The following is a 22,541-nucleotide window of genomic DNA, read 5'->3' on the forward strand; positions in this document are numbered from 1 at the left end:
TAGCAATATATATCCACTCGCAACAATCCGACCTACGAAAATGTATTGTTGAATCCCAATGTCAACAATATAAATCTCATAGAATATTACTATTTTAATTTATCAAAAATAGCATATATATATCGGACACTTATACAAACCTTCACCATTTTTTAACATAGTAAAAAATGCCCTATTGTATAGGTTTATATAACAGTTAAAGGATACATAAAAATCTTAACATACTCCCAAATCTATTTGTACACGAAATAGAAATTTTACCATTTTTTACTTATTTTTATTTATAATTAAAATTTTCAAAAAAACTCCACATATAAAAATATGTTATATTAAAATCAGGAACGAATGTTCTTATTTTAAAGGAGGAATTTTCATGATTAACGAGCCCATTATAATGAAAAAAGAAGCTTTCCAAGCAATCGGTGTTTCAGTTACGACGACTAACGGAAGAGAGGCATCTACTAAAGGAAAAATCCCCGAGCTTTGGAACCGCTACTTCCAAGAACAAATGATGCATCACATCCCAAACAAAAAAACGAAAGCAACATTTGCTTTCTACTCAAACTACGAATCAGATGAAACTGGTACATATACATTCACAATCGGTACCCCCGTTTCTTCATTAGAAGACGTTCCTGAAAATATGACAACTTTAACAATACCTGCTGCTACATATGCGGTATTTACAACGAGAAAGGGACCAGTTGCTGAAGTCGTTTGCGAAGCTTGGGAATATATTTGGCAATGGTCGAAAGAAAATAAACGTGCCTTCACAACAGACTTCGAGCTTTACGACGAAAGAGCATTAGACCCAAATCATGCACAATTGGATATTTATATTGCGTTAGCCTAAAAAAAGATGCCCATTCGGCATCTTTTTTTGTCGTTAAATAGCTACTGGGCAAATTCATTATTATTGTCTACAATGAGAAAGTGCAGTATAGAAATATTAGAAACTGTATAAAGTGAAACTATAATCAGTGGGGGCATCTCCCATTAAGTATTAGCCCTCACCAATCGGGCGTTTACTGGTTTTTTAGTTTAAATTTGTCACATAGAAAGGAAGCAATATGGAGGAACTACAACAAAATAAAACTGCTTTAGAAGGAAGCGGAAAACCGTTATTAAAAAATACGAATTTCCTTTTTCTTTGGGCAGCTACTCTTTTTTCAAGCTTTGCTTTAGCCTTTTTTACTTTTTCACAAACGTGGTACATAGCAAAAACATTAAACCTTGAAGCTTCACTCGGTGTTGTTTTCGTAGCTCTTAGTGTTCCAAGGCTTATTTTTATGATTATCGGCGGCGCTGTAGCTGATAAATTCCCGAAAAAAAATATTATGTTTTACTCCAATATTATTCGAGCGATTCTTGTCGCAACCATTCTCACATGGTTTATCGTTGGTGATGTAACACTATATACATTTGCTTTATTCGCTTTATTCTTTGGACTTGCTGATGCTTTTTTCTGGTCAGCAGATGGATCTATCTTACCTGAATTGGTAGAAAAAAGCCGGTTAACACAAGCGAATTCACTTACACAAATGACGAACCAAGCATCGGTCATCTTAGGCCCTGTACTTGGCGGAATTCTGATCAAATTTACAAACTACGAGACAATATTTTCTATTACAATTTTATTACTGATTGTCGCAGCCATACTCGTTCAAAAAATACAATTTACGATGCCAGAACTAAAAGATACAGATAAAGGTATGTTCACTTCCATTAAAGAAGGAATCTTATATGTAAAGGAATCGCCATTCCTTTCAACTTTCCTTATTTGTAGCGCTTTTTTAAATCTATTTTTAATCGGCCCGATGCAAGTTGGTTTCCCGCTTTTTGTTAAAAACGTGCTGCATGGTGATTCGCTCCAGTTTAGTTACTTAGAAGCGTCTGTCGGCGGCGGAATGGCAATCGGTGCGGTCATTGTCGGTTTAAAAAATATTAATCGTAGACGCGGTCTATTTTGCATTATCATGATGCTACTGTCTGGTGTCTTCTTCTTATCCATCAACTTTAGTACCGTACTATGGCAAGCATTATTAGCTGGCATGTTTTACGGTATTACAATCGCAATGGCTATCGTTCCACTGATGGCGATGATTCAATCGACAGTAAAAGAAGAAATGATGGGGCGCGTAATGAGTTTGCTTATGCTATCATCAATGGGCTTTATCCCGCTTTCTTATGCATTCACATCCATCGCGCTTGCAATAGGAATTCCAATCGTAACCGTTATGAAAAGCGGTGCAATCGCCGTTATTGTCTTCGTACTCTTTGTAGCGATTCGTGTTCCAGTTGTAAGAAAGTTTGATTAACTACTTGGAGTCATGCATTTACGCATGGCTCCTTTTTAAAAGGATCAAATAACGGTATCCCCTTACTTCTTCTCACAGCTGCTCCCCATTCTAATCCAATCTCTAAAAATAAATCCCGCACTGTACTATATAAAAGTGCCTTCACATTTTTACGGATTTCCCCGTATTTATACGCCCTCACAACACTTTTCACGCGCCAAATGAAATTCCCATACACTTCTTCATCAGCTAATATTTGCTCCAGTAAAACACCTTGCTCTAGTAATCCACTCTTTTTATATGCAAGTTCCACCTTACTCCAAAATATATTAATCTTCTTCGGATTACTCGTCATCGGCAGAAGTGCGTATATAAAAGGCTTCGGTATATCATGACGGCAATACGTCTCATCAAGCTCGTACGTTATTTTTCTTTTTTCTTTTATTTGTGGAATGTTTTTAGAAAGAATTGTTTCCCTTTCGCTTTTTTGCTCCTTTCCGCTACAGCCAGCTGTATAATCCTCACTTTCACATGCGGACATTTTCATACGGTCATCCATGCGGTCAATTGCAGATATAAGAAATACATATAAGTTCGCACTATATCCGCCGCGCCTATGTCTTTCTTTTGTCGCAACACGCTTTATAATTCCTAGTTCCTCTAACTTTGCAATAGAGCGGCGTACCGTACGAATACTCTTTCCAACATTTGTAGCAATCGTCTCCATTAATGGACAAGCAACCCCCACTGTTTTCTGTTTCTCATTCACTGCATACTTTCCTAAAAAATGAATAATGGTAGCATCCGTTTTATTTAATTGAAATCGATAATGTTTCAAAACTTGTTTTTGATATGTATTAAACTCTTCTTTACTTCGAAATTCACTGTATGGTTTCATTAAATTATATAAGCTTCCCATTTATATCACCTCATTTATAAGTAAGAGGCAGGAAGAGAATTTGGCGTGGAATTTAATATTTTTTTAATGGAGATGAAAATATGATCGTAATTAGCGCTTGTTTAGGTGGTATAGCTTGTCGATATGACGGAAATGACAATCTCGTTTCAAAAATAGAGGAGCTTTTGCAAAAAGAAGATACAGTCCTCATTTGTCCTGAAGTATTAGGAGGACTGCCAACACCTCGTCCTTCTGCTGAAATTATTGGCGGGAATGGCGACGACGTTTTGGACGGAAAAGCGAAAGTGATGACAAAAGATGGTGAAGATGTTACAGAAGCTTTCGTGAGCGGTGCTTATAAAGCGCTAGAACAAATTAAAAATTTACACCCAGAATATATTATTTTGAAAGAACGTAGTCCATCTTGTGGTAGTTCTACAATTTACACTGGAGAATTTAACGGGAATAAACAAACTGGTTACGGGGTAACAACTGCTTTATTCAAAAGACATGGATTTACAGTCATTTCAGAAGAAGATTTTGAGAATATAAAAAGGAATTGACCCTGTTCGTCAATTCCTTTTTTCTTTCTTATTTTGCACCTAATTTTTCTTTCACTTTCGCTGGAAGCTCGTCTTTCTTTACTTCTTCCCAAGCCGAAACACCTTTTTTATCTGAGTGGTATACGCGTAGGAATGCTTCTTTACGAAGATTTTTTTGAGCTGTAAATTCTAATTCTTTCTCTTTACCGTCTTTATCAAAGCCAGTCAACTTATATTCATAATCTTTAAATTTTTGACCATTATCAGCTTTACTATGAACTTCTTTTCCATCTACTGTAATTTGAACGTAGTACTCATCTTTACCCATACGGTTTAAATCACAACCAACTAACAAGCTTGCGAATACAACTAAAATACTAAATAGTGCAATGTATCTTTTCATTTCCTTCACCTCATATGTTTTTTCTTATATTCTTATCTTAAAGCCCAGAGCTTAAAGAAGAAATTCAAAAACATGACATGAACATTACACTTTTGTAAGATAATAATTATTTCTTCACTTTAGAAATTGTCATTCCATCATCAATTGGAACGAGTATAGATTGTAAATGCGGGTCGATTTCTATCATTTCATTAAACTTCTGTATAACGTTTTTGTTTCGCACGCTTATCAGCTACACTACCGCCAATAACGTCTTTCACGCCAATTTTTCCACTTATCACGTAATTTCCTTATACCGTTTATTACGCCTTCTATTATACCCTCAATTATAATCTCTATTACAAAATATCTTACTAAATTAATAATAGGTTTAATTACGTATCTCCCTATGAATTCAAAAATATCCTCTATCATATTTTCCTCCTTCTTTCAAAAGGAAGCTGCTACTCCTCCACATCCTTTTACGTCCAGTTACAATTGCTGCCCTACTGCGGTATATATCAACAAAAATAATACGGCAACAACATCCACAATAACGCTATTGAATTTGGAAGAAGCTTCGGTAAATACTAATACTATAATTATTTTTTCACCTATATTGGGAGATGCTCCCAAAAACTTTATAAAATCAAAGACAACTTTACTACAATTCTTCCCGTAATTAATTTATTATCGTGGTAAACCGTCTTCCACTACATCCGTAACAGTTCCATTCGGTTCAAAGATTACACGTAATGATCCTTCTCCACCATAACCAGTATAGTCATATACTGAATAAGATTTATATTTCTCAATCACATGTGGCTGTCCAATTGTAGCTTTTACCTGATTCGCGGGCATACCTTTTTTTATTTTCAAATATTGATTGTAACTTACTGCTGCCGAATTGTTGTTTACATCTTTATACCACGGTACACGATCGTTTTTTTCTTCATATTCCTTTACAGGCTCTTCAATACGTTTCATAGATACCTCATTCTCTTTATCTGTACCCTTTATAGCAGTACGTTCAATATTCACAACGTAACCATATGTATTTAATTCAACCATAATTTCATATGTACCATCCGTATCTTTTTCAGTATAAAATACGCGTTTTTCATTGTTATTATAATATTTTATGTTCTCACCATCGTAGTCAATCGTATTAAGAATATCCGTATACGTCATACCTTCCTCAATCTTTTGAGATTCGTCATGAGAAATATAACGCTTCTTTGATGATGGAGCATCCTCATTTTTAATATTTTCACGTTTACTCGTGGTCATAGGTGTTTTCTTCTGATCTTTTAATACTTCTTCACCTTCGGCCTTCGCTGGTTGCTTTGCTCCTACTTTTGTTAATACGTCTGTATCGCTAGAACAAGCTCCCAAAATCGATACTGTAGTCAACGCCACCCCTACTATAAGTACTTTCTTAAATAACTTCATTCTAATCCCCCCGGTGTTTTTTAATATCTAGTAATCAACGTAATTTAATGAATACGGAACTATTCAGTTCTATACAATTTGCTATAGCCTTCTCCCTCATACACCTTTTTTATATAAAGTGAAACTTTAATCAGCCCTCACCAATCGGGCTTTTATGGGATAAATCTACCTATTAGTAATAACCGGTGAAACTACAGCTAGTCCGAACACGATCGCCAATCATCTTCGTTACAAATATTAACATTAAATACAACTAATAAATAGTATATTTCTTCTATTTATTTACATTTCTGTTACGAAATCTTATCTTAAAACGAGCAATATGAAACTGGAATTCACAATATAAATTACATATCCTATATATAATAACATTTAAATTAAATTCCAAAGTAACTTTACATGCATTTTCTGTTTTAACGCCAAAAGAAAAGACCTTTCTAACGATTTTATTCCATCGCTAAAAAGGCCTTTTCTATTTCGTCTAAAAACTTAGCATTCTTCTGGTTTACCAGCATTCGTCGCTGTACGGAAAGATGATCCACATCCGCATGATGCGATTGCGTTTGGATTATCAATTGTGAATCCGCCGCCAAGCATAGATTGTTTATAATCAATTTTTACTCCTTTAACAATCGGAGCACTTTCTTTATCGATAACAAATTCAACACCGAAAAACTCAAGAACTGTGTCGTCTTCTTTTGGTTCTACTTCAAACCCTAAGCCGTAAGAAAGACCGCTACATCCGCCGCCGTGTACAGCAAGGCGCACGTACTTCTCTCCATCTTCAGCATCTTTTAACATATCTTTAATTTGAAAAGCTGCTTGTTCTGTTACTTCAATCATGAAATACACCATCCTTTCTGTTCTTCTTCTATTATACATCTTTACGCTTCTATCTTGTACTCATACACTCCGCGGCAAATTACTTCTGCTGGTCCTTTCATTAACACGTTTCCTTCTTCAGTCCACGCAATCATTAAATCGCCGCCAGCTAAATGAACTGTAATTTCCTTACCTCGTTCCATCTTTCCATTTAAAATAGCAGCTACAACTGCAGCGCACGCTCCTGTTCCGCAAGCTTGCGTTACACCAGATCCACGTTCCCAAACGCGGAAGTTCATCTCGTCATCATTCAAAATTTCGATAAACTCAACATTTACTCGCTCTGGAAACATTTCATGTGTCTCGAGGACTGGTCCAAGTGTTGTAAGAGGTGCTTTTTCTACATCATCAACAAAAATAACCGCATGTGGATTTCCCATTGAAACAGCTGTAAATGCATAACGATGATTATTGTATAAGAAGTTTTCACGAATAAATGGTGTTTCACCTTCACCAAGCATCGGTATTTCTACACGTGTTAGACGCGGTGCTCCCATATCGATTTTCGCTAATGTCACGACACCATCTTCTACTGTTACTTCAGCCGTTACAATACCAGCCAACGTTTCAATTGTAAAAACTGTTTCTTCTACTAGTTTATGCTCATACGCATATTTCGCTACGCAGCGTAAACCGTTACCACAGCTCTTTCCTTCTGATCCATCATTATTAAACATGCGCATTTTCACCGGTGCTACATCAGATGGACAAATTAAAATCATTCCATCTGCTCCAATACCAGTATTAATATTTGAAACCTTTTCCGCCACAAGAGCTAAATCTTCTTCAGGAATTTGTTCTTCAAACATATTTACATATATATAACTATTGCCAAGACCATGCATTTTTGTAAAAGAAAATTGGCTCATTTATATTCACTCCAAAAATAATTTGTTATGTTAAGTATAAAATGCATGCTTTTAGAACACAATATGAATGTCCCCCGTTTCTCATATTTGACAACGTTTGGCGATGAGCCACTCTTACAAAATTTGTGTAAGAAAAAAGCCCTTCTAAAAAGGGCCTTTTTTTATTTATCCCACTATTTTCAATTGGGGAAGGCTAATAATCAGCATTAGTCTTCCCCACAAAATAAAGTTTTATCTAATGGAAAAGGTGCTGCTAATTCGCAACACCTTAAAACATTGGATTTTCATCCAAATACTCATATACATTATTAACAAGCTCTTCTACTGTTGCACCTTGTACAACTTCACCATTTACAAGTGCAAACGGTCCTTCAAAACAAATACCACAATATCCTAGACAACCATACTCCATTACATCTAAATTCGGATCTTTTTCTAATTTTTCTAGAGCTGCTTGTGAACCACTTGCAAGGTTACCTACACAAAATTCAATTAATGGTTTAATCAAAATTCTCCCCCCTGTACTACAAAACAAATTACCTTTTCACTTTATCTATAAGAAGAAAACTAAGCTGTTTCTTGTTGTTTTCGTTACACAGTCTAAACTATTTAGTTACTTCATTATTTCACTTCAAAGTAGATGATTTCTTCTATATAACATGCTACTTCCAATGAAATAGTAACTACAAAGGAAAAACAGTTTATTTTACTTTTCTTCTTATTGTACAACAGAGTATTCATTCATGCATTGTTATTTGTTCACAAATTCGATATAATTTGATTGAGTAAAGTCAAAATATTTTATTAATATAAAATTTTATGATTAGGGGATATTTCAACAGAAAAGGGGTAATCCATCATGAAACACCTCGTAATACTAGGTGGCGGCTACGGTGGAATGAGAATTCTGCAAAGGCTACTTCCAAGCAACCAACTTCCAGATGATGTACAAGTGACATTAATCGACAAAGTACCATATCATTGCTTCAAAACTGAATATTATGCATTAGTTGCGGGTACTATTTCAGAAACGCATATTCGTATACCGTTTCCTGAACACCCACGCCTCAATATTCAATACGGCACAATAACAAATATTGACCTCGAAGAAAAAGCTGTTCATCTCGATGGCGGCGAAGCAATCCAATATGATGACTTAATTATCGGACTTGGCTGTGAAGATAAATATCATAACGTTCCTGGGGCTAGGGAATATACACATAGTCTACAATCAATTGAACAAACACGTAAAACATATGAACAATTAAATAGTCTAGAACCAAATGCAACAGTAGCTGTTGTTGGTGCTGGCTTAAGTGGCGTTGAAGTAGCAAGTGAACTTCGTGAAAGCCGTTCTGATTTAAAAATCTATTTATTTGATCGAAAAGATAGAATTTTATTCCCGTATCCAGAGAAATTAAGTAGATACGTAGAAGAATGGTTCGTAAAACATAAAGTTAATATTATAAGAAACTCTAACATTACAAAAGTGGAACCAAATATTGTGTATAATCACGATGAACCACTTGAATGTGATGCAATTGTCTGGACAGCTGGTATTCAAGCAAATGAAGTTGTTCGAAACCTTCCAGTTAAACAAGATGGTAGCGGACGGGTTGTCTTAACGAAATATCACAATATTCCAAACAACGAGCATGTTTACGTTGTAGGAGATTGCGCAGCACTTCCACATGCACCATCTGCCCAACTTGCTGAAGGTCAAGGAGAACAAATTGTCCAAATATTATTAAAACGTTGGAATAATGAACCACTCCCGGATGAACTACCTGTTATTAAATTAAAAGGTGTTCTAGGATCTCTTGGTAAGAAGCATGGATTCGGTTTACTCGCAAACCAACCATTAATGGGACGTGTACCGAGATTATTAAAATCTGGTCTTCTTTGGATGTACAAATATCATAAAGGTTAATACTTTACAGGCTGTCTACTATGTAGGCAGCCTCTTTGCATCAGTTTTTAAAAATTATCAGACACATCTTTCTCAATATTTATAATGATTTATTTTTCATTTTTATATTAAAAAATATTGATAAACATTGTATGCTATTTGTAAGTTGTTTTATTATTTCCTTGAAGACCGAATTCATTCGGTCTTATTTTTTATGTGATAAATACTTTTGTAGGAGGCATTACATTCCACTTATGAACTTATCGAAACTAAACAATCGAATAGAAGCGAAAAAGAAAGAGTTAATCTATCTCGTTGAACGATACGGATTGACTCATGATAAAGTGATTTCTTTCAGCCAAGAATTAGATCGTTTACTTAACTTATTAATAAAACTCAAGACGAAGAAAAAACGTTGCTCTTTATAACCGTTATCTTCTCTTTTTTGATACGATATAACTAGAATCAGAAAGGAGCGATTTATGTTTATATTAAAAAACGTTATATATAAAGATATACTACACATTCCTTATTTACAGATTCAAAAAGAAAAGATTACTTGCATTATCGGTGAAAGCGGAAGCGGAAAAAGCACGTTGCTTCGCATGTTAAACGATTTACAATCTCCAACATCCGGCACAATTGAATATAACGGAAAATTAATTTCTGATTATCATCCTATTCAATTACGTCGTGACGTAGTTATGCTTGGGCAAACTCCACCTATTTTTGATGGAACCATTAAAGACAACCTATTAATGGGACTTCGTCTTTCTGAAAAACCATTTCCAAATGATGATGCCCTGCGGAGTGCATTACAAACCGTTAGCTTAGACAAGCAATTAGAAGATAGCGCCTCCTCACTATCTGGCGGTGAAAAACAAAGACTTGCCTTTGCACGTATCGTACTTATGGATCCGCCTGTCTATTTATTAGATGAACCTACTTCAGCATTAGACAGTGATACAGAACGCCACGTTATGAAACAATTTACTGAACTAGCACGAAAAAAGAAAAAAACAATTATCTTCATCACACACTCACAACAACTTCCAAAAGAAGTTGCAGACGACATTATTGAGATTAGTAAAGCAAACGGTGCAACTAGAAAGGAAGTGCTCTCTGTTGAAGGGCGTTATTGAACTCCAAATTTGGCAACTTGCAGCTGCCTATATTTTTATTCTTATTTTAATTGGACTTGTAAAATTAAAAGGAATACCTCGCGAAAAACAAATCGCGCTCGCAACATTCCGTATGACGATTCAGCTCGTACTTGTTGCATATGTCCTTACATACGTATTTGAAAACAGTAATCCATTTTATACAATTGCTCTCATTACTTCTATTACTACCTTTGCAATTTTTAATATTTATAAACGAGTTAACATCCCAATGTCTAAAGAATTAAAACGAGTAGCCGCCCTTTCCATGGTCGCCGGATCAATTGGGCCACTTCTACTATTTATCTTTGTTATTATCGGACATGATCCGTGGTATGCTCCGCAATATATCGTCCCTATTACAGGAATGTTAGTTGGGAATGCCATGACTGGTGTTTCTCTCGGCGCAAATACGTTCTTAAACAATATGAAATCGCAAAGAGGTCAAATTGAAGGTGCACTTATGCTCGGCGCAACACCGAAAGAAGCAGCTGCTCCGCTCATTCGAGACGCTTTTGACTCTGCTATTTTACCAACAATTAATTCTATGGTCGGAATGGGAATTATAAGCTTACCAGGCATGATGACTGGTCAAATATTATCCGGTGTATCACCATTCACAGCCATTCAATATCAAATCGCCATCATACTCGGTATTTCTGGAAGTACTGCCTTTGCTGTCATTATCTTTTTACAGCTTGGATATAAAACGTTCTTTAATAAGCGATGTCAATTGAAAGAAATTGACTATGGTGCACGGTGAATCGTGCGTAGTTCACGATGAATGAAATTATATTAACGATTTTTTCAATATATCTATCATAACTTGCAATATATCAACGATTTTTCAAATATATCTATCATAACTCAGAATATATCAACGATTTTGTACGAAATATCGATTTACCGACAAAAAGTGACATAATAAAAAGAGGAGGCTATTCGCCTCCTCTTCTATTTACTTACGCCTTCTTAACGAACTGTGATTTTAACTTCATAGCTCCGAAACCGTCGATTTTGCAATCGATATCGTGATCGCCATCAACTAGACGGATACTCTTTACTTTCGTACCGATCTTCACAACTGAAGAAGTTCCTTTTACTTTTAAATCTTTAATAACAGTAACTGCATCGCCGTCTTGCAGAACGTTTCCGTTCGCATCTTTTACAACTTTTGCACCATCATTATTTTCAGCTTCTGCTTCTTGGCCCCACTCATGAGCACATTCTGGACATACGAAAAGAACGCCATCCTCATACGTATATTCTGAATTACATTTTGGACAATTTGGTAAAGTAGCCATAAATTCATTTCCTCCGTTCATTATTTATACGTAAAAATCAAAATTGATGTTTACATCTCGATAAATAAAATTTGTATAGCATTTCTTTATAGTGCCATAGTCTCACGTTATTGACAAGCCTACCTCAAATTCTCATTTTTTATTGTATTTTACAAAATTTCAATTTGTATGCCGTTTTTCTATTTGCTCTTCTACTAATTTTAAAAATCTTCGTTGTGCATTTTTATTTTTTACAAGCAATCGAACTCTTAGCTTACTTTGTAAATATGAGCGAACTTTGTAGTTCGTAATAAATAACTTTCGATACTTTTCGTCTTCATATATCATTCGAAACCATTCATACTGCTGCAAGTAACGTATGTTAGCATCAATCTTTTTCGTGTGTAAACCCGTACTTAAACTAATCGATCCTATTAGAGCTTCTATTAATACTGAAATCATTTCTCTCCCCCTAATAAACAAAAGAAGAACCTTCACAAGATTCTTCTTTTCAAAATGAACGAGTTCCCTCTAGAAACCCCAATTATTTTCTTCAATGTAAATTTGATATTCTTCTACTTCTTCTTCACTTAACTTCTTATTATTTTCATATACCTCTTGCCACTCGAAATAATCTTCATCGAAATAAACAGCAAATTTAATTTTCACGTTTTTCTTCTCTGTATAATCATAACCAGTAAACTCTACTACGTCATAATCTTTTTCTTTCTTCACAAACTTCCAAGTTGGATTATCAGTCATAATCTCTAAAGTAACCCCTTCGCCACTTGAACGAACAACGTTTTTAATATTCGGCTCAGTTGGTAAAAAGGACAGCCCGAACGCAGCTAATCCATACACAATCCCGACTATAATCTGTAAACCAATCATACCAGCAATACTCACGCCGCCCTTTGATTGTAAGAAATACGCCTTCTCATGATCAGACGCATCTTCTCCCTTACGAAAAACACGAACAGCCTGCTTATAATATAAACGGTTTCCTTGCCATCCAGTAAATATCATCATTCCTAATTGAAGAGCTAAACTAAATGTTACATAAATCCCATCTGGAATATCTATAAAAGGGGGTATAACTATACTAGGTATAGCCAATAACGCAAATATAATAAATAACTTATACATTTTACGATAAGCTAACCAAAAAGTTGGGAAGAAAAAGGCTACCCAATTCCATGTATTCCCTTGCGCTGGATTTTCTACTTTACCCCACTTAAAGTCATAATAAGCTGTGTTCTTTTGAACAACTTTATGTAATTCTTGTGGAGAAATCGTTTCTTGTAAAACCGTGTCCTTCACGTACATCATCCTTTTCTTATTTCTATATACATTTATTGTATATGGACAAAATGAAGGAATCTAACAAAAAGTACACATATTTCATAAAAGTGAACGGAAATCGAATATATTCCGACAATTATCCGTTTCTTATTTCATTTTACTTTTAAATATATTAAAATAATCGTGTATCATACCTTTAATACACTAAGTTAATTATTTTATATATTCACTAAAAAGGATGCATCAAAATCATTTTTATACATCCTTTTTAGTGAATATATACTACTATTTTAAAACAAACATCTCGACTTAAGAGCGCTCACAAATTAGCCTTCTACTATTTCAAACATATTTCCACTTACACAACTAATGAATAGTCCATTATTACCTGCCTCAATTGATACAATAAAATCTATTACAACAACATTTTTAGGGAGTTTAATTATATCTTTTACTTCACCACATTCAGCATCAAGTATTATCAATTCTAAATTTGAAGTTGCAATGTAAATTTCTCCATCTTTATATAACAGAACCTCTGTAATATCATGTAGAGTAGTATTGTTCCAAAGCACTTTACCTGTTTGAATATTAATACCACAAATTCTGCCTTCTCCTAAGGACAATACCATCATCTCTCCGATAAGAAATGGAGGCAATTCAATTTCAAAAGACATATTTACTTCATATAACTTTTGACCGCTCTTATGATCATAACATTGTATTTGTCTACTTACCCCTTCATATCCATACTCAGTTCTTGTTAATAGTATTTTTGCTTCCTTTGATTCAATGCAAGAGTACCATACCTCATCAAAAGCTTTTTCAAAAATTAAGTTACAGCCTTCTTTTCCATATTCCCACTTTTGTAATACCTCCATTGCTACACATATAAAATGTTCATTAGTTAAAGTAACTGGTTCATTTGGATTACAATCTTCCATCATTTGTTTCCATCGTGTAGAAGCATCTAATAATTGAATGGCAATTGCAACATTACTATATGCATCAACTTCCCCATCTTCATCAAAAGGATTCCCTGCTAATACATAGTAATCTGGGCCAAGATGGCACTGCAATTTTTCTCCTCCGACTCGAACATTCTTTTCCCATACTTTTACTCCACTTTCAAGCTCTAATAAAACATTGTAGCCTTCTTGTGTAATAACTAGTAAACGTGGTAACTCTTCTCCCGTAGTTTTTACATCTTGTATAATATGCCCTTCTATTTCTAAATCCCATAGAAGCTCTCCACAACTTGATGAAATAGCATACAATTTCGCAATACTTTCTCCAAATCTATTTGCATGCCAAATAATTACGACACCATTCACAGTAATGCAATTACAATCTTCTACTATTGGAATACGGCACTGCCAAATCTCTTCTTTCGTTTCACTATCGAGTTTACGAATTCTGTGGTTATTTTCCTCTACATAAAAGATACTCTTCTTATCATGAGATAGTACCGGAGTAAATATCGGTTCAACCTCTCTCCCTTTTAAATACTTCCATTTTAATTCATACTTGTCACTTGTAGAATGATAAGTTCGATACATAATTTCGTCATTTCCATTTACAAGTTTAGGAACAAATGGATCAATTTCTAACATTCTATGGTAAGCATCTTTGATTCGAAAAGAATCAACTCCACTCATGTAAATCTGCCCTATCTCCTTTTTAAGAAACGAAAAGAGTACTCGTAAAAATTGCTCGCTATCAACACTAGCTAACTTCTTGCCTCTCTGATTAATAATGAGAAACTCCCCATCTTTCTTCTTAAATTCCATCTTTTTTTCATATTCATTTAAGAAAATTGTAGCGTCATCATATCTAAAGACCTCGATACAAGCGTCAAACAACTGACAAATCGGGTCTATTATGTCTGTTTTTTCTTGAAACACAATACTCTCATCTATACTAAGTACTATTTCTCCGGCATTTTCTGTCGGCAGTTTATTTAGTTCGATTTGAAACTTTTTCATTATTTCCTCCCTCTATTGCGTGTTATCTAAACTAACTATAATATATGACATAAGATTCTTAAAACTATTATTTGAGGTGACCGAATATGAAGAGTACAATTTGGGCAGACGATGACTATTTAAAACTAGCACCCATTAACGATGAACTAATCAAAAAAGCAGAAGAAGTACTGAACGTAAAACTTCCAGAATCATATATAAACCTTCTAAAAGAACAAAATGGGGGAACTCTTCGTCTCGATGTTCACCCTACTTCAAAGCCAAATTCTTGGGCAGACGATCACGTTAATGTATCTGGTTTATATGGTATTTCTTTTAATGAAAATGAATCTAGTATTTTAGAGAGCCGCTATTTAATTCGAGAATGGGAAATGCCTGAGAATATCGTACTTTTATCTGGTGATGGACATACATGGATTGCATTAGACTATCGAAATGTAGCTGAAAATCCTCCAGTTATATTTATCGATAATGAATTTGAGGAAATTATTGAATTAGCACCTAACTTTGAAAGGTTCTTACAAAACTTAACTACTTATGAATATGACGAAGAATAAGCCTGGCTCTAAAAAGGAGCAAGATTTTATTACAAATTTACACGCCACTTTAAAACCACTCGGCTTTAAGAAAAAAAGACATACATTTTTCAAAGCTGAAAACGGATTTTATAAGCTCATTAACATACAAAAAAGCCAGTTTGGAGATGATTTTTATATAAATATAGGAGTTCACCCTATCGGTCTCCCGCAGCTTATTACGAACCAATTACAAATAAAAGAAAACATTTCAATATTCGCTTGCATTCTACAAACAAGAATAGAGCCTATACATATCAAACAGAACCAGCTATTGCACAATGTTTCACATGAAACTATCAACATTCCGAATTACCTTTCTACTATTTTCGACTGGTTTCAAACGTGGGCATCTTATGAAAATTTAGTGGAAATAAATATACATTCCATTACTCCGATACTAGCTGTCGTTCCAATATTAGAAGAAAAAGCGTTTCTACTTCTTACCTGTTTTTCTTTCTACAAATTAAAACAGTACGAACAAGCTAATCGCTACTTACAGCAATATTTACATTGCACCGTGCATCTGAATACCGAGGAAAAAGAGCCCATATTCTTTCACGAAGTTGATATGTATATGAAAAAACTAGTAGAAAGTACAATGTAATTTCACATTGTACTTTCTACTAGTGCTTTATATTCCTCTTGTAACTTTTTAAATCGGAAACATGTTATCCCCCCTACAACTCCCAAGTAATATTCATTTCTTCAAATGAATCCTTACTAACTTCCAATCCTTTACTATCTTCCGTTCCAATCATTGCTACTTCTTCTTTGGACAACTTAATTTCCTCATTTGGACTTTGGATTTTTTTCTTATACACGAGTTGTAAAAGCTCTATTTGTTCCTCTGTCAGTTCATACTCTTCTTCTAGTCTTTCTATTGCTGATGCTGTATCAAGTAATGGAATTTCTAATAAGAATCCGCCGTGCTCTTCCATCTCTTCAAATGAATCAATTGAATACGCACCGCTATCCTCAATCCAAAATGCAGTTGTAATAAAAGGAACTGTTTCACCTTCTACTTCTTCTAATACATATTGAAGTGCTTCTTCTTTCGCAATATCTATTACTTCCGAAGGTGCCCCTTCAAAATAATTTTTCGCATCAATCCACTCATCAATTCTCTCGCTATTCACATCTTGAAGACATACAATCGTGTAATTCGGATGAAACGTAATTGTCCCTTGTCCCCCTTGGCTATCTTGCATACTATAGTTAAATCCATCCCATGAACTTTCATGTGAGAAATCTGGACAATGCGCTACATTAATTGCATGGGCAATCGAATTTAAAACGCATCCTTTCCATAATTGTTCTCTATCTATATGTAATTTATATTTACTCATCATCTTCCCCCATGCGCATATTTTTTTCTATTATCTTTCCTCTACACAATACTTGTAAATACTTTTCTATCTACTACAAAATAAAAAAGACAATACCCCCCACTGTATTGTCCATTTTCTTCCCTACCATTTCTCTCTACACGTCTCAATTAAATGCAGTAAGTACCTCTTCGTCATATCTGCCCTTCTCCACCTTGAGAGCATTCTCTTTTCTTTTGGATTGTGCCGTATTCTCGCTACTTCTTTTAATAAGAGCTCCCATTCTTCCGCTGAACGTTCTGACAAGTATTGCAATCCTCTATCTTTTGAAACGATTGTTTTATAATCTAGTGTATATAAAATGCGTCCCATCGTAACGACAGCTGATTCTACCCACTCTTCTATAAAAAATAAATATGGCTTCTTCGCCTTTTCACTCCAGTACTGTTCTACGTTGTATTTCATCGTATTTACTACATCATTCCATTGTATTTGCAGCGGAAGATCTTCTGCTTCTTTTCCTGTAACTGTAATGCCTTGATTTTTCAACGTCCACCATGTGACCGCATTAATGTCCCAATGACCAACATTAGCTTTACCATCTGCACAATACACGTACTCGTTCATTTCATCATTGTATTTCCCTAAGTCAGCAAGCGGAATATACATACCGTCCATTCTTTTACCTAGCGTATTGTCACTAAGTTTCTTATGTAGTTCCACAAGCTGCTGTTTTTCAGCTTCATTCACGGAATCATTTATCACTGTAACAAAATCAACATCGCTCGTTTCCTTATGAAATGCACCTAGTGCGATGGATCCGTAAATATATACCCCGACTATTTTTTCATCCAAAAAAATTTCTTTTAATTCTACTGTGTACCGCTCCATTAACTGTTGTACTTCCGTTGGTAACGCATGCTTCACTCCATTTTTCATATCTATCCCTCCAATAAAAAAGCCTTTGCAAATTCGCAAAGACTTCTTGTTTTATAAATATTTCTCGATTTCTTCATAAACATCCTTCAAACGAGGATTTCCTTCTCCAACAATTTCTCCATTTACAAGAACGACCGGATAAAATAAATCTTCTTCCACTACTCGCTCTGCGAATGCTTTTTTATCTTCATCTTCTTGTTCTTCTTGGAAATCAATATACTCGAAATTAAATTTATTTTCTTGTCCTTCATATTTACGACCAATTGCCGCTTGTAACCATTCAAACGTTTCTGTTGAAGATGGCATTCCGACGCAGCTCGCACAAATTACTTTCGTCCCATACACTTGCACATTAACCATTTCTTCTCCCCCACTTCTTGTCCCAACAGTATATTCAGATGTCTTATTACATAAGCACATCATTTTACAAACTTATTCCATACCCCTATACTGAAAAAACACGATACAATATTTCGACAATAAAACAAGAAGAGAAAAAATAGATTTTCCCCTCTATCTTGATTATAATAAAACTGATGAAAGGAGTCGATAAAAATGGAAAACCCACATATGCAAGAACAAGTATTAGAAGTATTAGATAAATTACGTCCATTCTTACTTCGCGATGGCGGAGACGTTGAATTAGTAGACATTGAAGAAGGTATCGTAAAACTACGCCTTATGGGTGCATGCGGAAGCTGCCCAAGTTCTACAATCACACTAAAAGCTGGTATCGAGCGCGCGTTACTTGAAGAAGTACCAGGCGTTATCGAAGTAGAACAAGTATTTTAATTAAAAGCGGAAGCGGCTCGCTCAAAATGTGAGGGGGATGGAGCTTCTGACATAGAGGCGCTTTTTGCCTCGGCGGAAGAAGCGAAGCCACCGAACATTTTAGCCGCTGGAGCTGGATATTAATCTAAAAGCAGAAGCGGCTCGTTCAAAGTCACTTGCTAAAAGGAGACCAAATTTGGTCTCCTTTTTTTTATTCAAATTATATTTATCCGTTAACATCATAAAACAAAATTGGAAATCCTTCTCAAAAAATGCGATAATTAATACTATATAGTGAATCGTTCACACATATACAGTAAAAAAACATAGGGGGGGACGACAGATGCCAAAAATGGGGAACACTTTTGTAACAATCCAAGAACTAGAAAAGAAAAAAGAGTATTTATTAGGCCTTTCATCCGTTATACCAACATGGAATACAAGCTATCAATTTTTATTTAAAGAAATCCAGCAAGAATTATTGGGTAAAGTAAATGAAAAGCTCGAAAGGCATCAATTCGTTTTAAATATATGTACAGATCAGCAGGTAGGGGCATAATGTATTACATAAAATTGTGGTATATAAAAAAGAGACCTCACTCGGTCTCTTTTTTATATTTTTAAGATAACCAATCTAATTTTCTAATCCCGAGCTTATCTACTGGTAAACGAAGTGAGCCATAAAAGTGCTTCATAAATTGCTCTGAGCGGTTCACATCGTGTAAAATGGCTTCTAAGCGATCTCTATATATGCTTTTTTGTTCTTCGTTTCCAGTTTGATAATATCGTTCGACCGTTTCAAAATAGTGAAGTGGGAACAGGAGCCTTGCAAATAATAAACGCCAACCAAATGAGGACAGCGAGTAATTCCGTTCATAATCTGTAACAAATTGAACGATTGTTTGATCCCAGTCTTTCTTTTTTTCAATCATCATATAGCGAATCCATTCTGCTATATCTCGAGTTGGGTGATCATACACCCAATCAAAAGGAAGTTTGAGACGCTTCGTTTGATGCCATAATAAAGGTGTGAATCGTTCTTGGCAAATTGTCGCTGCATCCGTTAGTTGCGGCGTATCATCCATTTCTGTATCAACAACATATTGAATGGCATTTTCTGCAACTCCTAAGTAATACGGGAAGGATTCAATAAACAATTGATCGAATACGTCTGTAGGGTGGTTCATCACTTGTGATTGCCAAAACTTTTCTAACTGATCGAGTCTCTTTTCCCATAACGCTTTCCATTCACCAATGCGGCTTAATTGCTCGATTTCTTCTGGAAAGAATGCACCTCGTTTATGGAATATAGAAAGTTCACTCCCTAATGACGTAGCATGTCGTTCTAACGCTCGCATACCTTTTAATAAGCAGTAATTTTGTTCTTCTATCTCACTTACATAGTAGCCGTGTATAGTTGGAACGAAAGTCGCTACAGTTATATCCCCTTGCTGGTTCATATAGTCACTGAGCTTTTTCATCTCTACAAGTACTTCTTCCTCCATTTCTCCAATTGGAACAAGTACATAAATTTTGTTGCGAATCCAAAAGCTTTTATAGGGGCCAAGGGGGATTAATTCTTTAACATGCATGTGATAATGCTCATAAATATGCTGAATCATCGCAGTCGCCACCTATGGTTTTTCTTTATATATATGAGCTTGTGCTCGCCTTTCATTCCTATGCACATGATAAAGCAACGAAACGTATACAAATACTAAAAAGAAAAAAAGGTGATAAACATGAAAGAATCAAATCAACTACAAGAAAGAGCATTACAACTATTACAAGAACGTGGTGTAACAATTGACGATATTGCTGAACTTGTTCATTTTCTTCAAAAAAAATATCATCCAAATTTAGAGATGTCAGAATGCCGTTACAATGTAGAACGTGTACTATCAAAACGTGAAGTACAAAACGCACTGATTACTGGTATCGAGCTTGATGTCCTTGCTGAAAAGGGAATGCTAAGTGAACCGTTACAAGATATTGTAAAACGTGATGAAGGCTTATACGGAATTGATGAAGTTATCGCACTTTCTATCGTAAACGTGTACGGCTCTATCGGTTTCACGAACTTTGGATATATTGATAAATTAAAACCTGGTATTTTAGAATACTTAAATGATAAATCAACTGGAAAGGTGCATACATTCCTTGATGATATCGTTGGCGGAATCGCTGCCGCTGCTTCAAGCCGTTTAGCGCACCGAGCTGAGCACTCAGAATAATAATGTTTTCTAGGCCGTCAGTTTCATGCTGACGGCCTTTCGTATTCCATAAGCATAAATTCTCTTCCGCGGCTCAAAAAAATAATCCCTTGTTTAAATCCGATATTTTTATATAACGTAATCGCTCTTGTATTAAATGTTGCTACGCTTAATCGAAACATTTTTGCATTAAACTCTTTCGTGGCAAACGCTATTCCAGCTTGGAAGAATTCTTTCCCTATTCCCTTCCCAGTTAACGCCGGCTTCATGCCAAGTCCGATATCAATCACATCTTCTCCACCATATAAATTAGCATCTCTTCCACCTGGCACTTGTGCATTTGCTCCAAAACAAAAATAACCGATGAGGTCTCCTTGATCGTCACAACAGCCATAATACGTTCCATCTAATAGCTCTTCTATTACTTCTTTCTCGCCTGAAAAACTATATAAACTATAAGGTTCCTCGTACGTCCACGTATTTATCTCCATCGCTTCTTCTTTTGTTAACACATGTATATCCAACCTTCTCACTCCTTATCAAATTTCTATATATTTACTCATTCATTTTTCACATTAAATTTCCCTCTAATTGCAATATGCAGAATTACATACGCACAGCTATTAAACAGATGGTACAATTTATTTGAATCGCTGTTGCTACACTTCTTGATTAGAGAAAAGGCGTTAAAACGGAAATTAGCGTCTTATCAACCTCAAGCAATTGGCACATTTTGTCATCTTAAAAGACACTCGAACGAGTGTCTTTTTTTCTATATCCAACAAGGACTTACTCATTTCAAAGTATAAATACATAAAATAATGTAAATCATGACACGCATGAATCACTTTCTAAAAGTTATAAAGTAGATTCAAAATAAAAAAGCACTCTTAACTAGAGTGCTTTTTACTTTCAAACAAGGAGGCTACATATATGGATAGTACTCTCGTATTTAACTTTGGCATTGGTATTGTTATCATTTTATTCGTCTTCTTTGTACTTTGTATGAGCGGGGTATAAAAAGGCGATTTTCGAGCGTCTTTTTATACATACATATGTATTACTTGACTTCTATAAAAGTAGTAACCATAATAGTTACAGAAATACAAATAGCTATTCACATATCCACAAATAGGAGGAAGAAAAATGAAACATGTAATCGTTTATGCACACCCGAATACAGAAAGCTTCAACCATGCGATTTTAGAAACGGTAAAAAGTGAATTAGAAGGAAAAGGTCACGAAGTACGCGTTCGCGATCTATACGAATTAAACTTTAATCCAGTATTAGGCGCTTCCGATTTCATCTCATTTTCTCAAGGAAATACACCAGAAGATATTAAAGAAGAACAAGAACATATCTCTTGGGCTGACAGCATTACATTCATTTATCCAGTGTGGTGGGCGGGACTTCCTGCTATTTTAAAAGGATACGTTGACCGTGTATTCAGCCATGGATTTGCTTATGCTTACGGTGAAAACGGCATTGAAAAGTTATTAAGCGGTAAAAAAGGATTGTTATTATCTACAATGGGCAATACGAAAGAGGCATACACAGCAGGCGGCATGTTTGATGCAATGAAGAAAACAGCGGATGTTGGTATTTTTGAATTCACAGGTATTGAAACAATTGAGCATACATTCTATACAAGTGTCCCTTCTGTGGATAATGATGTGCGTAAACAATATCTTGAAGAAGTAAAAGACGTTGTGAATCGTGCATTCTAATAAAAAAACTCCGGCTTTAACAACCG

28 protein-coding genes and 2 pseudogenes are annotated in these 22,541 nt (G+C 35.2%); 13 read left to right on the forward strand and 17 right to left on the reverse strand.

Going from position 1 to position 22,541, the window contains the following annotated elements:
• Window positions 1-373: 373 nt before the first annotated feature.
• Together ACX9TM_RS24995 and ACX9TM_RS25000 are read left to right on the forward strand one after the other, a co-directional pair.
• On the forward strand, window positions 374-853 hold the full coding sequence (locus ACX9TM_RS24995) for a GyrI-like domain-containing protein (RefSeq protein ID WP_063220583.1): 480 nt from the start codon (window positions 374-376) through the stop codon (window positions 851-853).
• 217 nt (window positions 854-1,070) lie between these two features.
• Window positions 1,071-2,318 (forward strand): MFS transporter, encoded by a 1,248-nt coding sequence (locus tag ACX9TM_RS25000; RefSeq protein ID WP_000391929.1) that lies wholly within the window; start codon window positions 1,071-1,073, stop codon window positions 2,316-2,318.
• Window positions 2,319-2,328: 10 nt separating this feature from the next.
• On the opposite strand, the gene ACX9TM_RS25005 is transcribed toward ACX9TM_RS25000, so the two are convergent.
• On the reverse strand, window positions 2,329-3,216 hold the full coding sequence (locus ACX9TM_RS25005; protein ID WP_000535274.1) for a helix-turn-helix domain-containing protein: 888 nt from the start codon (window positions 3,214-3,216) through the stop codon (window positions 2,329-2,331).
• Between the two features lie 80 nt (window positions 3,217-3,296).
• On the opposite strand from ACX9TM_RS25005, the gene ACX9TM_RS25010 reads away from it, so the two are divergent.
• On the forward strand, window positions 3,297-3,758 hold the full coding sequence (locus ACX9TM_RS25010; RefSeq protein ID WP_000635496.1) for a 2-thiouracil desulfurase family protein: 462 nt from the start codon (window positions 3,297-3,299) through the stop codon (window positions 3,756-3,758).
• A 28-nt stretch (window positions 3,759-3,786) separates the two neighbouring features.
• Here the strand turns inward: ACX9TM_RS25010 and ACX9TM_RS25015 are convergent, their stop codons facing one another.
• The 7 genes and pseudogenes from ACX9TM_RS25015 to ACX9TM_RS25045 form a co-directional block, all read right to left on the reverse strand.
• On the reverse strand, window positions 3,787-4,140 hold the full coding sequence (locus ACX9TM_RS25015) for a YxeA family protein (protein ID WP_065382071.1): 354 nt from the start codon (window positions 4,138-4,140) through the stop codon (window positions 3,787-3,789).
• Between the two features lie 106 nt (window positions 4,141-4,246).
• A pseudogene (locus tag ACX9TM_RS25020) lies at window positions 4,247-4,421 on the reverse strand (methyltransferase).
• Between the two features lie 113 nt (window positions 4,422-4,534).
• Window positions 4,535-4,755: pseudogene (locus ACX9TM_RS25025) on the reverse strand (hypothetical protein).
• A 54-nt stretch (window positions 4,756-4,809) separates the two neighbouring features.
• Window positions 4,810-5,571 carry a hypothetical protein gene (locus ACX9TM_RS25030; protein ID WP_065382070.1) on the reverse strand — a complete coding sequence of 254 codons (762 nt, stop codon included), beginning with the start codon at window positions 5,569-5,571 and terminating at the stop codon, window positions 4,810-4,812.
• Window positions 5,572-6,060: 489 nt separating this feature from the next.
• Complete coding sequence (locus ACX9TM_RS25035) at window positions 6,061-6,414, reverse strand: HesB/IscA family protein (protein WP_000573822.1); 354 nt, start codon at window positions 6,412-6,414, stop codon at window positions 6,061-6,063.
• A 41-nt stretch (window positions 6,415-6,455) separates the two neighbouring features.
• Window positions 6,456-7,322, reverse strand: coding sequence for a diaminopimelate epimerase (dapF, locus tag ACX9TM_RS25040; RefSeq protein WP_033696605.1), 867 nt, complete (start codon window positions 7,320-7,322; stop codon window positions 6,456-6,458).
• A 268-nt stretch (window positions 7,323-7,590) separates the two neighbouring features.
• Window positions 7,591-7,830, reverse strand: a complete 240-nt coding sequence (locus tag ACX9TM_RS25045) for a YuzB family protein (protein WP_000595026.1) — start codon at window positions 7,828-7,830, stop codon at window positions 7,591-7,593.
• Window positions 7,831-8,181: 351 nt separating this feature from the next.
• Between ACX9TM_RS25045 and ACX9TM_RS25050 the strand changes: the two genes are divergently transcribed.
• From ACX9TM_RS25050 to ACX9TM_RS25065, 4 genes are all read left to right on the forward strand, one after another.
• Window positions 8,182-9,252, forward strand: a complete 1,071-nt coding sequence (locus ACX9TM_RS25050; RefSeq protein ID WP_065382069.1) for an NAD(P)/FAD-dependent oxidoreductase — start codon at window positions 8,182-8,184, stop codon at window positions 9,250-9,252.
• A 233-nt stretch (window positions 9,253-9,485) separates the two neighbouring features.
• Window positions 9,486-9,659: an aspartyl-phosphate phosphatase Spo0E family protein gene (locus ACX9TM_RS25055; protein WP_001054091.1), complete on the forward strand. Its 174-nt coding sequence runs from the start codon at window positions 9,486-9,488 to the stop codon at window positions 9,657-9,659.
• A gap of 54 nt (window positions 9,660-9,713) precedes the next feature.
• Complete coding sequence (locus tag ACX9TM_RS25060; protein WP_065382068.1) at window positions 9,714-10,373, forward strand: ABC transporter ATP-binding protein; 660 nt, start codon at window positions 9,714-9,716, stop codon at window positions 10,371-10,373.
• Window positions 10,357-11,154 carry an ABC transporter permease gene (locus ACX9TM_RS25065; protein WP_000679254.1) on the forward strand — a complete coding sequence of 266 codons (798 nt, stop codon included), beginning with the start codon at window positions 10,357-10,359 and terminating at the stop codon, window positions 11,152-11,154. Before ACX9TM_RS25060 ends, ACX9TM_RS25065 begins: the two co-directional genes overlap by 17 nt.
• A 199-nt stretch (window positions 11,155-11,353) precedes the next feature.
• Here the strand turns inward: ACX9TM_RS25065 and phnA are convergent, their stop codons facing one another.
• The 4 genes from phnA to ACX9TM_RS25085 form a co-directional block, all read right to left on the reverse strand.
• Window positions 11,354-11,695: an alkylphosphonate utilization operon protein PhnA gene (gene phnA / locus ACX9TM_RS25070; RefSeq protein ID WP_000212737.1), complete on the reverse strand. Its 342-nt coding sequence runs from the start codon at window positions 11,693-11,695 to the stop codon at window positions 11,354-11,356.
• 159 nt (window positions 11,696-11,854) lie between these two features.
• Window positions 11,855-12,136: a hypothetical protein gene (locus ACX9TM_RS25075; protein ID WP_000626489.1), complete on the reverse strand. Its 282-nt coding sequence runs from the start codon at window positions 12,134-12,136 to the stop codon at window positions 11,855-11,857.
• A gap of 69 nt (window positions 12,137-12,205) precedes the next feature.
• Window positions 12,206-13,003, reverse strand: a complete 798-nt coding sequence (locus ACX9TM_RS25080; protein ID WP_002026505.1) for a DUF2628 domain-containing protein — start codon at window positions 13,001-13,003, stop codon at window positions 12,206-12,208.
• 299 nt (window positions 13,004-13,302) lie between these two features.
• Window positions 13,303-14,961, reverse strand: a complete 1,659-nt coding sequence (locus ACX9TM_RS25085) for an outer membrane protein assembly factor BamB family protein (protein WP_000714467.1) — start codon at window positions 14,959-14,961, stop codon at window positions 13,303-13,305.
• 86 nt (window positions 14,962-15,047) lie between these two features.
• Between ACX9TM_RS25085 and ACX9TM_RS25090 the strand changes: the two genes are divergently transcribed.
• A complete protein-coding gene (locus ACX9TM_RS25090; RefSeq protein ID WP_002184004.1) occupies window positions 15,048-15,518 on the forward strand; it encodes an SMI1/KNR4 family protein in 471 nt (156 codons plus the stop codon).
• Window positions 15,505-16,143: a DUF4304 domain-containing protein gene (locus tag ACX9TM_RS25095; protein WP_063220579.1), complete on the forward strand. Its 639-nt coding sequence runs from the start codon at window positions 15,505-15,507 to the stop codon at window positions 16,141-16,143. The genes ACX9TM_RS25090 and ACX9TM_RS25095 overlap by 14 nt, the downstream gene beginning before the upstream one ends.
• A gap of 73 nt (window positions 16,144-16,216) precedes the next feature.
• Here the strand turns inward: ACX9TM_RS25095 and ACX9TM_RS25100 are convergent, their stop codons facing one another.
• The 3 genes from ACX9TM_RS25100 to ACX9TM_RS25110 all read right to left on the reverse strand — a co-directional run bounded on the left by ACX9TM_RS25100 (window position 16,217) and on the right by ACX9TM_RS25110 (window position 18,163).
• The gene (locus tag ACX9TM_RS25100) at window positions 16,217-16,885 is read right to left on the reverse strand and encodes a hypothetical protein (RefSeq protein ID WP_061457841.1); all 669 of its coding nucleotides are present in this window, start codon (window positions 16,883-16,885) and stop codon (window positions 16,217-16,219) included.
• Window positions 16,886-17,008: 123 nt separating this feature from the next.
• Complete coding sequence (locus tag ACX9TM_RS25105) at window positions 17,009-17,803, reverse strand: nucleotidyltransferase domain-containing protein (RefSeq protein WP_000788486.1); 795 nt, start codon at window positions 17,801-17,803, stop codon at window positions 17,009-17,011.
• A 51-nt stretch (window positions 17,804-17,854) separates the two neighbouring features.
• Window positions 17,855-18,163 carry a YuzD family protein gene (locus ACX9TM_RS25110; protein ID WP_000248590.1) on the reverse strand — a complete coding sequence of 103 codons (309 nt, stop codon included), beginning with the start codon at window positions 18,161-18,163 and terminating at the stop codon, window positions 17,855-17,857.
• 195 nt (window positions 18,164-18,358) lie between these two features.
• On the opposite strand from ACX9TM_RS25110, the gene ACX9TM_RS25115 reads away from it, so the two are divergent.
• On the forward strand, window positions 18,359-18,595 hold the full coding sequence (locus ACX9TM_RS25115) for a NifU family protein (protein ID WP_000431159.1): 237 nt from the start codon (window positions 18,359-18,361) through the stop codon (window positions 18,593-18,595).
• A gap of 322 nt (window positions 18,596-18,917) precedes the next feature.
• Complete coding sequence (locus ACX9TM_RS25120; RefSeq protein ID WP_001125507.1) at window positions 18,918-19,133, forward strand: hypothetical protein; 216 nt, start codon at window positions 18,918-18,920, stop codon at window positions 19,131-19,133.
• 61 nt (window positions 19,134-19,194) lie between these two features.
• Here the strand turns inward: ACX9TM_RS25120 and yutH are convergent, their stop codons facing one another.
• Window positions 19,195-20,196, reverse strand: coding sequence for a spore coat putative kinase YutH (gene yutH, locus ACX9TM_RS25125; RefSeq protein ID WP_000614215.1), 1,002 nt, complete (start codon window positions 20,194-20,196; stop codon window positions 19,195-19,197).
• A 120-nt stretch (window positions 20,197-20,316) separates the two neighbouring features.
• Between yutH and ACX9TM_RS25130 the strand changes: the two genes are divergently transcribed.
• Entirely contained in the window at window positions 20,317-20,808 is a 492-nt protein-coding gene (locus ACX9TM_RS25130) for a phosphatidylglycerophosphatase A family protein (protein ID WP_000665103.1), read from the forward strand.
• 23 nt (window positions 20,809-20,831) lie between these two features.
• On the opposite strand, the gene ACX9TM_RS25135 is transcribed toward ACX9TM_RS25130, so the two are convergent.
• Window positions 20,832-21,311, reverse strand: a complete 480-nt coding sequence (locus ACX9TM_RS25135) for a GNAT family N-acetyltransferase (protein WP_000351221.1) — start codon at window positions 21,309-21,311, stop codon at window positions 20,832-20,834.
• A 622-nt stretch (window positions 21,312-21,933) separates the two neighbouring features.
• Here ACX9TM_RS25135 and ACX9TM_RS25140 point away from each other — a divergent pair.
• Window positions 21,934-22,515 (forward strand): NAD(P)H-dependent oxidoreductase, encoded by a 582-nt coding sequence (locus tag ACX9TM_RS25140; RefSeq protein ID WP_000683440.1) that lies wholly within the window; start codon window positions 21,934-21,936, stop codon window positions 22,513-22,515.
• Window positions 22,516-22,541: the final 26 nt, after the last annotated feature.

The organism is Bacillus sp. LH1 (genome assembly GCF_057924895.1).

What these genes read in the sequence shown, in the direction of transcription:
- yutH (WP_000614215.1), bottom strand. Translation starts at nt 20,196, where the DNA reads ATGATTCAGCATATTTATGAGCATTATCACATGCATGTTAAAGAATTA.
- ACX9TM_RS25110 (WP_000248590.1), bottom strand. Translation starts at nt 18,163, where the DNA reads ATGGTTAATGTGCAAGTGTATGGGACGAAAGTAATTTGTGCGAGCTGC.
- ACX9TM_RS25115 (WP_000431159.1), top strand. Translation starts at nt 18,359, where the DNA reads ATGGAAAACCCACATATGCAAGAACAAGTATTAGAAGTATTAGATAAA.
- ACX9TM_RS25050 (WP_065382069.1), top strand. Translation starts at nt 8,182, where the DNA reads ATGAAACACCTCGTAATACTAGGTGGCGGCTACGGTGGAATGAGAATT.
- ACX9TM_RS25035 (WP_000573822.1), bottom strand. Translation starts at nt 6,414, where the DNA reads ATGATTGAAGTAACAGAACAAGCAGCTTTTCAAATTAAAGATATGTTA.
- ACX9TM_RS25055 (WP_001054091.1), top strand. Translation starts at nt 9,486, where the DNA reads ATGAACTTATCGAAACTAAACAATCGAATAGAAGCGAAAAAGAAAGAG.
- ACX9TM_RS25075 (WP_000626489.1), bottom strand. Translation starts at nt 12,136, where the DNA reads ATGATTTCAGTATTAATAGAAGCTCTAATAGGATCGATTAGTTTAAGT.
- ACX9TM_RS25005 (WP_000535274.1), bottom strand. Translation starts at nt 3,216, where the DNA reads ATGGGAAGCTTATATAATTTAATGAAACCATACAGTGAATTTCGAAGT.
- ACX9TM_RS25095 (WP_063220579.1), top strand. Translation starts at nt 15,505, where the DNA reads ATGACGAAGAATAAGCCTGGCTCTAAAAAGGAGCAAGATTTTATTACA.
- ACX9TM_RS24995 (WP_063220583.1), top strand. Translation starts at nt 374, where the DNA reads ATGATTAACGAGCCCATTATAATGAAAAAAGAAGCTTTCCAAGCAATC.
- ACX9TM_RS25030 (WP_065382070.1), bottom strand. Translation starts at nt 5,571, where the DNA reads ATGAAGTTATTTAAGAAAGTACTTATAGTAGGGGTGGCGTTGACTACA.
- phnA (WP_000212737.1), bottom strand. Translation starts at nt 11,695, where the DNA reads ATGGCTACTTTACCAAATTGTCCAAAATGTAATTCAGAATATACGTAT.
- ACX9TM_RS25060 (WP_065382068.1), top strand. Translation starts at nt 9,714, where the DNA reads ATGTTTATATTAAAAAACGTTATATATAAAGATATACTACACATTCCT.
- ACX9TM_RS25140 (WP_000683440.1), top strand. Translation starts at nt 21,934, where the DNA reads ATGAAACATGTAATCGTTTATGCACACCCGAATACAGAAAGCTTCAAC.
- ACX9TM_RS25120 (WP_001125507.1), top strand. Translation starts at nt 18,918, where the DNA reads ATGCCAAAAATGGGGAACACTTTTGTAACAATCCAAGAACTAGAAAAG.
- ACX9TM_RS25010 (WP_000635496.1), top strand. Translation starts at nt 3,297, where the DNA reads ATGATCGTAATTAGCGCTTGTTTAGGTGGTATAGCTTGTCGATATGAC.
- ACX9TM_RS25130 (WP_000665103.1), top strand. Translation starts at nt 20,317, where the DNA reads ATGAAAGAATCAAATCAACTACAAGAAAGAGCATTACAACTATTACAA.
- dapF (WP_033696605.1), bottom strand. Translation starts at nt 7,322, where the DNA reads ATGAGCCAATTTTCTTTTACAAAAATGCATGGTCTTGGCAATAGTTAT.
- ACX9TM_RS25085 (WP_000714467.1), bottom strand. Translation starts at nt 14,961, where the DNA reads ATGAAAAAGTTTCAAATCGAACTAAATAAACTGCCGACAGAAAATGCC.
- ACX9TM_RS25015 (WP_065382071.1), bottom strand. Translation starts at nt 4,140, where the DNA reads ATGAAAAGATACATTGCACTATTTAGTATTTTAGTTGTATTCGCAAGC.
- ACX9TM_RS25080 (WP_002026505.1), bottom strand. Translation starts at nt 13,003, where the DNA reads ATGATGTACGTGAAGGACACGGTTTTACAAGAAACGATTTCTCCACAA.
- ACX9TM_RS25105 (WP_000788486.1), bottom strand. Translation starts at nt 17,803, where the DNA reads ATGAAAAATGGAGTGAAGCATGCGTTACCAACGGAAGTACAACAGTTA.
- ACX9TM_RS25090 (WP_002184004.1), top strand. Translation starts at nt 15,048, where the DNA reads ATGAAGAGTACAATTTGGGCAGACGATGACTATTTAAAACTAGCACCC.
- ACX9TM_RS25100 (WP_061457841.1), bottom strand. Translation starts at nt 16,885, where the DNA reads ATGAGTAAATATAAATTACATATAGATAGAGAACAATTATGGAAAGGA.
- ACX9TM_RS25000 (WP_000391929.1), top strand. Translation starts at nt 1,071, where the DNA reads ATGGAGGAACTACAACAAAATAAAACTGCTTTAGAAGGAAGCGGAAAA.